This window comes from Nicoliella sp. ESL1113 (assembly GCF_058509245.1).
The window spans coordinates 46778-59269 of sequence record NZ_CP196387.1; the positions used below are offsets into that span (position 1 = coordinate 46778).

The 12492-nt window shown below is 40.6% G+C and carries 14 protein-coding genes; 5 read left to right on the top strand and 9 right to left on the bottom strand.

Annotation, left to right across the window (positions count from 1 at the left end):
- Positions 1-38: 38 nt before the first annotated feature.
- The 4 genes from ACSYTJ_RS00225 to ACSYTJ_RS00240 all read right to left on the bottom strand — a co-directional run bounded on the left by ACSYTJ_RS00225 (position 39) and on the right by ACSYTJ_RS00240 (position 3196).
- The gene (locus ACSYTJ_RS00225) at positions 39-491 is read right to left on the bottom strand and encodes an ASCH domain-containing protein (RefSeq protein WP_491719851.1); all 453 of its coding nucleotides are present in this window, start codon (positions 489-491) and stop codon (positions 39-41) included.
- 168 nt (positions 492-659) lie between these two features.
- The gene (locus ACSYTJ_RS00230) at positions 660-2108 is read right to left on the bottom strand and encodes a PH domain-containing protein (protein WP_491719852.1); all 1449 of its coding nucleotides are present in this window, start codon (positions 2106-2108) and stop codon (positions 660-662) included.
- Positions 2098-2562, bottom strand: a complete 465-nt coding sequence (locus ACSYTJ_RS00235) for a PH domain-containing protein (RefSeq protein WP_491719853.1) — start codon at positions 2560-2562, stop codon at positions 2098-2100. Before ACSYTJ_RS00235 ends, ACSYTJ_RS00230 begins: the two co-directional genes overlap by 11 nt.
- A 10-nt stretch (positions 2563-2572) precedes the next feature.
- Entirely contained in the window at positions 2573-3196 is a 624-nt protein-coding gene (locus ACSYTJ_RS00240; protein WP_491716882.1) for a histidine phosphatase family protein, read from the bottom strand.
- Between the two features lie 379 nt (positions 3197-3575).
- Between ACSYTJ_RS00240 and serC the strand changes: the two genes are divergently transcribed.
- The 5 genes from serC (at position 3576) to ACSYTJ_RS00265 (ending at position 8758) form a co-directional block, all read left to right on the top strand.
- Entirely contained in the window at positions 3576-4658 is a 1083-nt protein-coding gene (gene serC / locus ACSYTJ_RS00245; protein ID WP_491716883.1) for a 3-phosphoserine/phosphohydroxythreonine transaminase, read from the top strand.
- Between the two features lie 13 nt (positions 4659-4671).
- Positions 4672-5832 carry a phosphoglycerate dehydrogenase gene (locus ACSYTJ_RS00250; RefSeq protein ID WP_491719854.1) on the top strand — a complete coding sequence of 387 codons (1161 nt, stop codon included), beginning with the start codon at positions 4672-4674 and terminating at the stop codon, positions 5830-5832.
- A 180-nt stretch (positions 5833-6012) separates the two neighbouring features.
- Positions 6013-6723: an orotidine-5'-phosphate decarboxylase gene (gene pyrF / locus ACSYTJ_RS00255; protein WP_491716885.1), complete on the top strand. Its 711-nt coding sequence runs from the start codon at positions 6013-6015 to the stop codon at positions 6721-6723.
- Positions 6724-6728: 5 nt separating this feature from the next.
- A complete protein-coding gene (gene pyrE / locus ACSYTJ_RS00260; protein WP_491716886.1) occupies positions 6729-7367 on the top strand; it encodes an orotate phosphoribosyltransferase in 639 nt (212 codons plus the stop codon).
- A gap of 584 nt (positions 7368-7951) precedes the next feature.
- Entirely contained in the window at positions 7952-8758 is an 807-nt protein-coding gene (locus ACSYTJ_RS00265) for a manganese catalase (RefSeq protein ID WP_491716887.1), read from the top strand.
- Between the two features lie 190 nt (positions 8759-8948).
- Here ACSYTJ_RS00265 and cls read toward each other — a convergent pair whose 3' ends face one another.
- From cls to ACSYTJ_RS00290, 5 genes are all read right to left on the bottom strand, one after another.
- A complete protein-coding gene (cls, locus tag ACSYTJ_RS00270; RefSeq protein WP_491716888.1) occupies positions 8949-10394 on the bottom strand; it encodes a cardiolipin synthase in 1446 nt (481 codons plus the stop codon).
- Positions 10395-10609: 215 nt separating this feature from the next.
- Positions 10610-10834, bottom strand: a complete 225-nt coding sequence (locus ACSYTJ_RS00275) for a hypothetical protein (protein WP_491719855.1) — start codon at positions 10832-10834, stop codon at positions 10610-10612.
- An 83-nt stretch (positions 10835-10917) separates the two neighbouring features.
- Positions 10918-11112 (bottom strand): hypothetical protein, encoded by a 195-nt coding sequence (locus ACSYTJ_RS00280; protein WP_491719856.1) that lies wholly within the window; start codon positions 11110-11112, stop codon positions 10918-10920.
- 113 nt (positions 11113-11225) lie between these two features.
- Positions 11226-12047, bottom strand: a complete 822-nt coding sequence (locus ACSYTJ_RS00285) for an SPFH domain-containing protein (protein ID WP_491716890.1) — start codon at positions 12045-12047, stop codon at positions 11226-11228.
- 17 nt (positions 12048-12064) lie between these two features.
- A complete protein-coding gene (locus ACSYTJ_RS00290) occupies positions 12065-12358 on the bottom strand; it encodes a toxin-antitoxin system HicB family antitoxin (RefSeq protein WP_491719857.1) in 294 nt (97 codons plus the stop codon).
- Positions 12359-12492 lie beyond the last annotated feature (134 nt).

The window sequence follows — 12492 nt, forward strand, 5'->3', positions numbered from 1 at the left end:
TTTTTTATTTAGTCATCGATTAACATTAGTTTTTCAATTTATTTGTAAACGACTTTAAATCTTTCAAACAGACATGGCATTTGAGGATTAAAACGCTGGCCAATTTTTGCATATTCACGTTTAAATAAATTCAAATGAGTCCTTTTCCAATGCCTTAAAGAACGATCACCATCTTGATGAGCATTTTCAGCTGACACTTGATCAAATGCTATTGTCTCAATTGATTCAGTTCGTGTAATACAAATCGGCGATTCAGATCCATCTAAAATGACATTGTAGTCCCCCACTTTGGGGACATCTTCGTTATTAGGAGCATATAATCCGATTGCCGATGAAGTGGTAGTTTTTACCCCATTAGCGATTAACTTAGCTAGTTTGTCAGCCTGCCTTTTCCCATTTCCATCAGAATAAACATCAAAGTAATTCACGTTGGACAATGCAGTAGTATTTATAAATTGTTCCCAGTATTGTTCAATCTTAGTAGTTATCATATTAATGCCCCCTCAATATTTTTAATCATTATAGGGCTAAAAAATGCCACCGGAAACCGATCCGATGGCATCTTTAATTGATGTTAATTGATTTAATCACTACTTAATTGCTTTAATGATTACTTAATAATGGCTTTTTGAAATATTTTAACTTGATTCCAATCAATACTATTTAACAAAATTACGGTACCAATCAAAAATCGCCCGTGCCTGTTGCTCTGGCAGGTAACGATAATCATTTGCTTCAGCTTTAAACCCGCGGCGAATATCAATTGATAGGTGGGCGCGTTTGGAACGTACCATCCAAATCGACTGACGGAGGTTGATGCTTTGAATTTGGTGCCAATTGATTATCTGGGTCTCACGGGTTAATAAACTGGCAGTCTGAACCGCAATTTGGTCCGCACTAATCTGCGTTACGGCAGTCACCCGCCCCTTATAGATTCCATTTAAAATCGCTAGGACAACGATAATCACCGTGAGGACTACCATCCAGGTACTCCCGAAATGGGTAAAAAAGGCAACCCCAGTTAACGAACCTAAAAAGACCAGGACCCAAAACACACCGTTTCTAGCAAAGAGCCACTGACTATAGCGATCACCAGCCTTAAAATTAATTTGCCGATTGGGAATTAAGTCAATAAAATGATTCACGACTTGAAACGCCTTTTGATCCTTGACCACGGGCATTACGGTTACGACACTTTTTTCATCATCACGACCAGAGTTTGTGACCAAGTCCATTTGAACGGTCGTTAAGTGAAATAGTTGCCGAACTGCGTTTTGCTTAAAAATCACCGCTTGAATCTTATTGATCGGCAGATTAATCGTCTTACGTTGGAAAAAGCCCTTTTCAATCACCAGATGATCACCCTGCTTCGTTAAGGTGAACTTATAAAACTTGATGAATGTTTTGACTAACCCAACTAGCATCAACAGTAGCACCAAAAAGATGATTGACTCCACGATACGGTAAATACTAGTCGCAAAGTTATTGTAAACATTGATCGCGCTTCCTACGTTCAAGTGTAATTCGTTCAAGATCGCCACAAGGGCAAAAATTTCACCGAAAAAGTGGATATCGGTCAGTCCAAACGTGAACATGTCTGTACCGTTAATGCGGTATTGATCGCCCGATTTAGCTTGAGTTGAATGTAATTCTTGTTCAGTGGTTTGCTCTTCTGAAACTTCACTTCCAGTTGCATTGCGATGATACTTTTCGATCAACGGTGCGATCGAAGTATTAACTGCGGGGAGCTTAACCTGACTCTTACGGTCGTCTGATCCAGCGGTGTTGACTACCACCTCTTCGACTCCGAACGGTCGCAAGAAGAACCACTGCCGATTTTGAATCGTTTGAATTCGATCATATGGAACGTGGCGTTGTTTCTTGAAAATAATTCCGTGACGAATAAATAGCTCGTTCGGCAAAATCGAGTAGCGAAAGGTAGCGTATTTAATAACGGCTAAAATCGCTATTAAAACCAGAAAGATGGCTACGCTTAAAAATGGATTTCGGTTCGCTAAGAAAAAAACGACCAGGGTAACCCACCCATTTTTAACCGCTTCACCGATAAACATTAATATCGCCAACGGATGCAAGTGTTTATTGTGCATTCTTGGCCTCCAATGCTAGTTGCATGACCCGATTCTTTAACTCTTCGGCATGCTGCTTGGTGAGGGCATCGATTGAATGGCTCGAACCCCCAGTATCAATGTCGATCTGGTATAACTTCTGGCTGATCAACAATGGTCCCTGATTCAAATCAACGTTTTGCACCCGCGCGATCGGAATTGCAATGTGGTGTCTAAAAAAGAAGCCCTTTTCGATCTCAACGTCGGTCTCGTTGACCCGAAAGTGATAGAAACGATAACGGTATGGAATCAACAATAATTGCGTAACAACGGACAGGATTCCTAGACCAATGATAATGAATGTCCCGAAATGCGGTAACCACGACCATATATTAATAATAAAGGCGTAAGCAGCGCTGCCGAGCACCCAAAAACAGGCCTCGATCAAGGCGCTAAATAGCCATACTAACTTAACACGGTTGGGTAAACTTTGCATGGTTTGCTCCTTAAAAGTCTGCGTCAGCACTTCGATTAAAGTACTTTACATAGTAGTTATCATTTTGTAGGGTAATTTTTGTCACCGTCGTATTATCTGGTTCTTGAATCACCATTACGTCTGTCGGGTTGCCTAGTGCAGCTAAAACAGCGGCTTTGATCGTAAAGCCATGCGTTACTACAATGATTTTTTGGTCAACACCTTGCTTATTAACGTCAAGCATAAAGTCATCAACCCGTTGAATCACAGAATCAAAAGTTTCACCATCTGCTAACAATGAATATGATGGTAATACATCGTTTAAGACAGGATCGAACACTTCAGGATGGTCTCTTTGTAAGTCAGCATTCTTCTTACCATCCCACTTACCATATGAAATTTCTAGCACCCGTTTATCCAAAGTAATCGGGAGTTTCGCAGTCTGGTTCAAATAAGCAGCCGTATCTTGAGTCCGCTTCAAAGGACTAGCAATAATCCGATCCGCAAAGGAAATATCAAAGTTTTCGTATAAATTTTGGGCTTGTTGCTTACCCTTCTCAGAAAGGTAGGTAATCGGGGTGTTAATACATCCCTGCTTTAAGCCCGCCGCATTAGCAGCGGTCTGGCCGTGGCGTACAAAATAAAAATCAGTCATGTTGGTCCCTCCAAGGTTAATTTTCTATAATTATCTCATATCTAATATCTCAAAACAAAAGCATTTTTAATTTTATATTGCATTTTAAAAAGAGGTGTGTTAAATTTAGGTTATAAAGAAGGGGAGGATTTCTAATGAACATTACTATTTATAATCTAAATAAATTTAATATCGTTAGCTCAAAAAGTTCCTCTCGGTCTACAGTGACATTTATGTAGGCCTATTTAAAATGACACTTTAGTCTGGTCTTGCATAGATGTCTTCTACATCACTGCGGGACCGGGAATTATACCCTTGAAGAAGCTCCCGCAGTGAAATTATTGCGGGGGCTTTTTGTTTCCACTTTTTTATAAAAAATCCACATAAGGGGTCTTAATTGATGACAGTTTATAATTTTTCAGCTGGTCCAGCGGTCTTACCAAAGCCAGTCATGGATCAAATTCAAAGGGAGCTCCCATCGCTCCAGGGTAGCGGAATGAGCATTTTAGAGATCTCACACCGTACCCAGCGTTTTCAAGATATTTTGGATAACACTAAGCAAGATTTGAAAGATCTGCTTCAAGTTCCTGATAATTATGAAGTCCTATTTTGTCAAGGTGGTGGAACTGGTCAATTTGCTGCCGTACCACTTAACCTAGCCAATCATCATCGTAAAATCGCATTGCTCGATAGTGGCCATTGGGCATCTGGAGCTGCTACCGAAGCTGCTGATTTAGGCTATACGGTGGATGTCGTTGGTAATACCAAGTCTGAAAAGTACCAATCACTACCATATCCAGATCGCGAACTATCATCTAGTGAATATGACTACCTATACACAACCCTCAATAACACGATTGAAGGTACTACTTATCACAATGCCATCCTGCCTGACCATAAGGACATCACCCTCGTAGGTGATATGTCATCCAACTTCATGGCAGAACGTTACAACGTAAGTGACTTTGGATTGATTTTTGCAGGAGCACAAAAGAACCTGGCACCCGCTGGGGTCACGATCGTCATCGTTAGAAAAGATTTAATCGACCCTGCAGAACACACGCCAAAGATTCTGAATTATGAACCATACGTTAAAAAAGATTCGATGTTCAACACGCCACCAGTATTTCCAATCTATGTCGCAGGGCTAGTTACCCAGTGGCTTAAAAACCTCGGCGGCGTTGATGAAATGGAAAAGATCAACAAACAAAAGGCAGCCGTATTATACGACTATCTTGATGAATCCAAATTATTCAAGAACCATGTCAAACCATCACAACGGTCATTGACTAACATCACATTCTCGACTGGCAACGCAGATTTAGATGCTCAATTCGTTGACTTTGCGACCCAAAACGACCTCATGAGCGTTAAGGGCCACAGAAGCGTTGGCGGACTTAGAGCCAGTCTTTACAATGCCATGCCAATTGATGGTGCCAAAGCATTAGTTGATTGCCTACACAAATTTGAACAAACCCACTAGGAGGAATTTTAAAATGTACAACGTAAAAACTTATAACGCAATTTCACAAGCCGGAATCGACCACTTATCAGATCAATACCAAGTTAACCAAACTGATAATGCAGATGCATACTTAATTCGTTCTGTTGACCTACACGAAGCAGAATTTCCAGAAAAGTTAAAGGTGATTGCTCGGGCTGGTGCTGGTTTCAACAACATCCCATTGGACCGCGTTACCGAAGCCGGAATCGCAGCCTTTAACACCCCTGGTAGTAACGCCAATGCCGTCAAAGAATTAGTGATCGCCATGCTCGTAGCTTCCGCTCGTCACTTATTCTCAGTAACCAAGTACACTGCTGAACACATTGACATCGATATCTCACTGATGAAGAAGACCAATGACCGCTTCAAGGGAACTGAATTACTAGGCAAGAAATTAGCCGTTATTGGTTTGGGACACGTGGGTTCATTAGTTGCCAATGCTGCGCGCGACTTAGGGATGGAAGTAATTGGTTTTGACCCATTCCTTTCATCAGATGCCGCTTGGAACGTTTCGAACCAAATTGAACGTGCTAATTCAATGAAGGCAGCCATTAGCGACGCTGACTTTGTAACCGTCCACGTTCCAAAGACAGAAGACACGACTGGATTAATTGGTGCAGATGAAATTAAAGCCATGAAAGATGGCGTCCACCTATTGAACTACTCACGCCTAGGCATTGTTGATAACCAAGCCGTTGTAGATGCCATCAACGCTAAGCACGTGGCTTCATACATCACTGATTTTGGTCAAGACATTCTCCGCGATAACGACGATATCGTTGTCACTCCCCATATTGGTGGATCAACTGAAGAAGCAGAAGCTAACGGTTCCGTTCGGGGTGCCAACATCATCATGACCTACCTCGAAACTGGAAACGTTAAGGGCGCATTAAACCTGCCCGACTTAAACGTTCCATTCAATACTCCTTACCGAATTACGTTAATTCACGAAAACATTCCAAACATGGTGGGACAAATCGCTACTAAGGTGGCTGATTACGACTTAAACATCGAAGGAATGAGTAACGCCGCTAAGGAACACACTGCCTATACTGTCATTGATTTAGATCAGGAACCAACCCAAGCAGTAATTGATAACCTATCCCAAATCAATGCCGTGATTAGAGTACGGGTCATTAAGAATCAAAAATAAGCCTTGATTAATAATTATATTCAAGGTAGAATACATGTAATTACAAAGCATTTTAAATTAGTCCTGTGAGGCTAGCAATTGACGGTGCATATTTCTATCCATTTCCGCTTAATCGGGAGTGCTTTAAAGCCGGCTAGTCTTACAGACTGGTCGGCTTTTTTATATAGAAAGGTGAAACTGATGAGACCAATTATTATTGCGCTGGATTTTAAAAACCAACAAATTTGTTTTGATTTTCTAAATCGGTTTACCCATCCTGAAGAACTATTTGTAAAGGTTGGGATGGAATTATTTTACTTTGCGGGACCTAGTATTATTACTAAATTACGTAAAATGGGCGTCAAAGTGTTTCTTGATTTAAAACTGTATGACATTCCCCACACAGTTGAAAAAGCGGCAGAACAAATTGGGCGCCTCGACGTTCAAATGACCACGATCCACGCTGCTGGTGGAGCTGAAATGATTCAAGCTGCCAAGCGCGGTTTAATCAACGGGAGTCAGACCATTAATGGCACCCCTGCAAAATTATTAGCGGTGACCCAATTAACATCCACTTCAGAAGCGCAAATGCAATCAGAACAATTAGTTGACGCTAGTCTCAAAGAATCAGTCACCCACTTAGCTAAGTTAGCCGCTACCAACGGAGCCGATGGAACCATCTCATCAGCACTAGAAACGCCACTAATTCATGATGCTGCTGGCAACGAATTTCTATGTATCAACCCAGGGATTCGGTTGAAAAATAACAGTACCGATGATCAAAAACGAATCACCACTCCCGCTCAAGCCCGTGAATTGGGTAGTAACGGAATCGTTGTGGGGCGGGCAATTACCCAGGCGAAAGACCCACAAGCTGCATATCAAATTATTAAACAAGAATGGGAAGGATAATTAACATGGCACTTAAAATTGAAAAACAAATCGCATCAGGACTACTCAGAATCAACGCAGTCACTTTATCACCCAACAAGCCATTTACCTGGGCTAGTGGAATCAAATCGCCGATCTACACTGATAACCGACTCACGATTGGCTATCCTGATTTAAGAACCCAAATTGCCGATGGACTGGCCAACATGATTAAGATTGCATATCCAGAAGCCAACGTAATCGGCGGGGTAGCAACTGCAGGGATTCCACATGCCGCACTAGTTGCAGATCGACTAAACTTACCAATGGTCTACGTTCGTTCCAAGCCTAAGGACCACGGTCAAGGACGGCAAATCGAAGGCCATCTCCCAGCCGATGCAAAGGTCGTATTGATTGACGATTTAATCTCAACTGGTGGTAGTGTCTTAGATGCTGCTAAGGCGGTTGATAAAGAAGCTGATGCAAAAGTCATTGGGGTTGCTGCTATTTTTACCTATGAACTATCAGACAGCACTAAAAACTTTGCAGATGCCAAAATTCCATTGACCACCCTCACTAACTATTCTAGCTTAATTGAACAGGCTAAGGATGAATCATTGATTACTCCTGAAGATCATAAATCACTATTAAAGTGGCGACAAGATCCATGGAGTTGGGGTAAATAAAAGTTAGGCATGTTTTAAGGAAAAGTGACGAATCGCTTGATTTTGTATCTTTTTTGTACTATTATTACAATAATGTACATTGTGAATATCCAATGTATTGAGCTAATTATTACTATCCTAAAAACTTTCTTTTGAAATCTATAAAAAGACCATACGGGGCTGTGTGGTCTTTTTATCTATTGACGGGGAGGAATTAATTACCATGAGTAAAGTATCAATGGAAAAAACAGAAGCTAAAAACAAGCAACAAGCCACTAATGCCAATTCTAGACATTGTGATTGTGCCACTCGCAAACAAGCCTAAACTAAAAGCCAGTTCGAACTTAAAATTCGAACTGGCTTTTTTATTTTAGTATGCGAATCAAAAAAATTAATATTTTTGATTTCGTGATAAAATTCGGCCATGGCGCATTTTATCGTTGATATGACTCTGCTAAATTGCCCCTTCTGGATCCATTTATGAAAGATAATAATAGACACACAAAATAGGTCGTGGTATATTATATCGTACACGATGTAATTAATTATTATCGTTATGAATTCTGTTTCAGAACATTATATTTTAAGAAAGAGGGAAAATCTTTATGTTTAAACACACTCGTAAATTGCAATACAACGCTAAGCCTGATCGTCCAGATCCATTAATGGCACGTCGTCTACAAGAAGCTCTTGGTGGCCAATGGGGTGAAACCACTGGGATGATGTCATATCTTTCCCAAGGTTGGGCATCAACTGGAGATGAAAAATATAAAGATTTACTTCTCGATACAGGGACAGAAGAAATCGGTCACGTTGAAATGATCTCCACAATGATTGGTTACCTTTTAGAAGGTGCGCCAACCACTGCGACTGAAGAAGCAATTAAGAAGGACCCATCCCTTGCTGCCGTTATTGGTGGCATGGATCCAGAACACGGCCTCGTTCACGGAATGACTGCTAGTCTTAACAACCCTAACGGTGCCGCTTGGAACGCCGGTTACGTTACTTCAAGTGGGAACCTCGTTGCCGACATGCGTTTCAACGTGGTTCGTGAATCAGAAGCCCGCCTTCAAGTTAGCCGACTTTACTACATGACTGAAGATGAAGGAGTTCGCGACATGCTTAAGTTCTTATTAGCTCGTGAAACTCAACACCAACTTCAATTCATGAAGGCTCAAGAAGAATTGGAAGAAAAATACGGTGTGATCGTCCCTGGTGACATGGGTGACATCGAACATTCAGAATTTGCCCACACCATCATGAACTTCTCTGATGGCGACGGTTCTCGGGCCTTTGAAGGACAAGTGGCTAAGGATGGTCACAAGTTCGAATTCCAAGAAAACCCTGAAGCAATGGGTGGCATTCCAAAAACTAAGCCTGCTGATCCACGCTTCAAGAACAACCAAGGTTAATTTAAATTGAATCACCTCACTTGCTTATGATGCATAAGTATCGTAAGTAAGCCTAATAATTAAGAAAACGGCGCTGAATTTACTTTCAGTGCCGTTTTTTTGCGTTAAAGTTATTTTTTTAATACCCTTAGATAAATATCAACTGCCACTAACGTCTTAACATTACATGATTAAATCATGACTTTGTTTATTATAAGATTGGTGCCAATAGTCTACTAAATTGCTGCTTAAACCGCAGCCACCTTGATTGTTGACTAAACATTTCCGATGTAATCAGCTTACTACTTGCCATATCTTGTTTATAAATATTAACTAGCTCTTCGCCGATTTTTTCATCGTACATAAACGCATTAATTTCGAAATTCAGCTTAAAGCTGCGGTAATCAAGATTGGCTGACCCGACTGAAGCGACCTTCCCATCAATTACCATTGTTTTAGAATGAATAAAGCCATTCTGGTAGAAATAGATTTTAATTCCATCATCAGCTAGTTGGCGAGCATAGTACTGCGTCGCCCGATAAACGAATGGGTGATCCGGCTTACATGGTACCATAATTCGAACATCGACCCCTGACATCGCAGCAATGCGGAGCGCATCAATCATGCTATCATCTGGAATCAAATATGGCGATTGAATCCAACAGGTCCGTTCCGCCATTTGAATCAACTTAATGTAGCCGACCTTGATTTGTTCCATATCAGAATCAGGCCCACTGGTCACGATTTGCATATCAGTACTTCCATCCACCTCAGTTACAGGGAAGTGTTCTGGACTGTCGTCATCCATTGGATGCTTATCGTCAGTGGCGTTCCAATCTAGGATGAACTGCGACTGCAACCCGAACACCCCGGCGCCAACCACGCGAATGTGGGTGTCACGCCAGTGGCCGAACTTTTTCTTGCGCCCCAGGTATTGATCACCAATGTTAAAACCACCGACATAGCCTACCTTGCCATCAATTACAACGATTTTGCGGTGATCCCTAAAATTAATCCGAAAATCAAAAATGGCTGAATGCGTATGTAAAAATGGTTCTGCAATTCCACCAGCTTCAGTAAGTGGTTTAAAGAACTTTGCATTGGTTCCCATCGATCCCCAACTATCATAAATCACCCGCACCGTGACCCCCTGCTTAGCCTTTTCAACTAACAAATCACGCATTTGAGTCCCAATCTGATCACTATAAAAAGTGTAAAATTCAATGTTAATGCTGTGCTTAGCAGCTTTAACCTCGGTCAACAACCGATTAAAAAGTTGATTGCCATCGGTAAATACGGTGACAGCATTTTTACGGGTTAGGAATGAATCGTCCATATTATCAAATAATCGAATCAGTCCCCGTGACTTATAAGCCACCCGATCAGCTGGAATCGACTGGACGTTTTTAAACATCCCTAATTGCTTATCCAAAATCTTGCGCATGTTGGCAACGTTTTGCGCTTGAAATCTAAATAACCGTTTCTTGGGGAGCTTCCGCCCCAAAAAAGCGTAGATAATAAAGCCCACCCCTGGTAAAAACGAGAGTACCAATAACCACGCCCAGGTGGCTGCAATATCACGTTTTTGTCTAAACACGGTCAACAACGCTAGTCCCGCATTAATCCAAATAATTACATCAATAATATTGGTTAGCATCTATATCACGAATCCCTCCTAATTTTAATATCTAGTATTTCTAATTATACGCTTTTGCTTTGAAAAGATAGGATTATTAATTTTACTGATCAACCAGCATTACTAATACACAATCGTGTATTGATTTATATCTTACACCATTCATTATCAAATGAAAAATTAAAAAAGCGCCCTCAAATTAGGACGCTCAGAAAATAATATTTAGTTCTTACATTTTAATAGCCTGATTGGTAATCAAATCCACTATATTTTTTTGGACCAATTTTCTTGGCGAGTGATTTGGTCTGGTAGTAATGCGCGATAACTGAAATCGTAGCTCCTTCAGCTTCGGTTAACACCCGATGACCCCCAATTGTTTTAACGCTATAAAAAGACCCGTCTCCAGCAGATTGTTGCCAACCACGGAAATTATACCAGGTATTGCCATTATACTTAAACACAGTTGCATATGACCAAGCACCCGTCTTAGAAACTTCCTTTTGAAGCTTTGCATTATAAGGATGGAATTTCGTTGCACTTGCATTTAGATGCAGTTTTTCTTGCTGCCATCAAAGCCAATGTAAGTATACCAAGTCCCCTGAATACTCTTAGGAAAAGACTTTACATATGTAGGCTTACTTGCATTTGCCTTCGTTTCAAAATCACTAGCAACAAAGATCGAACCAGCTAGTGAAGTTAATAATAACATGCTTAGTAATGATTTCTTTCTAAGAACCATAAATATCATCTCCGTTGATAATCAATATGAAACAATTTAAATATATCAGAAATTAATTTTAAAAGCAAAAAAGCGATATTTTTAATATCGCTTTTTAAATTAAATAACTGAAGCTACTTTTTATCATTGGCATCCCAAATCTTCTTTAAACTCGCCATCCGACCGTATTGATCAGCTTGATCGATTGGTGTCACGATCAAGTTACTATCAGATTGAGCTAATCCAGCAAAGGCATTGATCGATTGATTTTCAAAGTATTTTTCATCAGCATTCGCTAATCCAGACTGAATCGTATCAATTCGATATTTTTCAGCATCAGCTTTAATTCGCGTTGCTTTGGCATTGGCGTTAGCAGTGGCAATTAAGGCTTCGTTTTGTGCCTTGGTCCGCAGTTGAATCGACTGGGCATCCCCTTCGGCCTTTGAAATTTCAGCCTTACGTTCCCGATCAGCGGTTAATTGCTTATCCATTGCTTCTTGAATCGCTGAAGATGGTGTCAATTCATCAATATTAATGCGGTCAACGTTGATTCCGTATGTATTAGTTAAATCACCGATGGCCTCAGCTAAATCCTGGTTAATTTTAGCGGTGGAGCCGAGCACTTCGTTCAAGTCCATTCGCCCCACGATATCACGTAAATGCCCCCGCACTAATTGGGACATTGATTCAACTGAATCCGTATTTTCATATTGGTATTTAGCTGAATCAGTAACGTGATAATTTAAAGTCACGCTAGCGGAAACTTCCGCATTATCCTTAGTGATAATCGAATACTTCTTCAATGAGATTGGGCGCATTGCAAGGCTAACGGTCCTAATCTTTTGTAAAAATGGAACGTAAACATTTAACCCTGATTGAACGGTTCGACTGTACTTCCCTAGGGTTTCAACTAACCCTTCGCAATTTTGTTTAACGATTTTTAATCCAAATGGCATCTTAAATGCCTCCTTTTTTATTTTTGCCGAAGCAATAACACGTTTCCATTGGTCCCCACCACTTCATATTCTGCCGAAGCAGATGGTTGTGATTCATTCAGTAGGTCATAACGGTAGTAAATCCCCTGCATTAAAACTAGTCTGCTCTTTTTGCTAATTTGATTCCCACTCACGGTGCGGCCAACAAACTGGCGCTGCTCTAAGGTACCACTTTTAACGGTCGTTCTCAACACATTTTTAATATATTCATCGACCGTCCGATGTTCAACTTCAGCAGCGCGCTTAATTTGATCGGCTAATTGCGCATCCAAATTGATTGTAAACTTGATGTTTCACACCTCCCTAAATTGTTTCACGTGTAACATTATCACATTAATTATTATTATTACAACCAAAATATAAATCGTGATATACTAAATTATAATTATTATAAGACTTGGAGGAC

Excerpts from the sequence above, each read along its gene's own strand:
- ACSYTJ_RS00230 (WP_491719852.1), bottom strand. The coding sequence starts at position 2,108 with ATGCACAATAAACACTTGCATCCGTTGGCGATATTAATGTTTATCGGT.
- ACSYTJ_RS00285 (WP_491716890.1), bottom strand. The coding sequence starts at position 12,047 with ATGCCATTTGGATTAAAAATCGTTAAACAAAATTGCGAAGGGTTAGTT.
- ACSYTJ_RS00250 (WP_491719854.1), top strand. The coding sequence starts at position 4,672 with ATGTACAACGTAAAAACTTATAACGCAATTTCACAAGCCGGAATCGAC.
- ACSYTJ_RS00265 (WP_491716887.1), top strand. The coding sequence starts at position 7,952 with ATGTTTAAACACACTCGTAAATTGCAATACAACGCTAAGCCTGATCGT.
- ACSYTJ_RS00225 (WP_491719851.1), bottom strand. The coding sequence starts at position 491 with ATGATAACTACTAAGATTGAACAATACTGGGAACAATTTATAAATACT.
- pyrF (WP_491716885.1), top strand. The coding sequence starts at position 6,013 with ATGAGACCAATTATTATTGCGCTGGATTTTAAAAACCAACAAATTTGT.
- ACSYTJ_RS00235 (WP_491719853.1), bottom strand. The coding sequence starts at position 2,562 with ATGCAAAGTTTACCCAACCGTGTTAAGTTAGTATGGCTATTTAGCGCC.
- ACSYTJ_RS00280 (WP_491719856.1), bottom strand. The coding sequence starts at position 11,112 with ATGGTTCTTAGAAAGAAATCATTACTAAGCATGTTATTATTAACTTCA.
- pyrE (WP_491716886.1), top strand. The coding sequence starts at position 6,729 with ATGGCACTTAAAATTGAAAAACAAATCGCATCAGGACTACTCAGAATC.
- cls (WP_491716888.1), bottom strand. The coding sequence starts at position 10,394 with ATGCTAACCAATATTATTGATGTAATTATTTGGATTAATGCGGGACTA.
- ACSYTJ_RS00240 (WP_491716882.1), bottom strand. The coding sequence starts at position 3,196 with ATGACTGATTTTTATTTTGTACGCCACGGCCAGACCGCTGCTAATGCG.
- serC (WP_491716883.1), top strand. The coding sequence starts at position 3,576 with ATGACAGTTTATAATTTTTCAGCTGGTCCAGCGGTCTTACCAAAGCCA.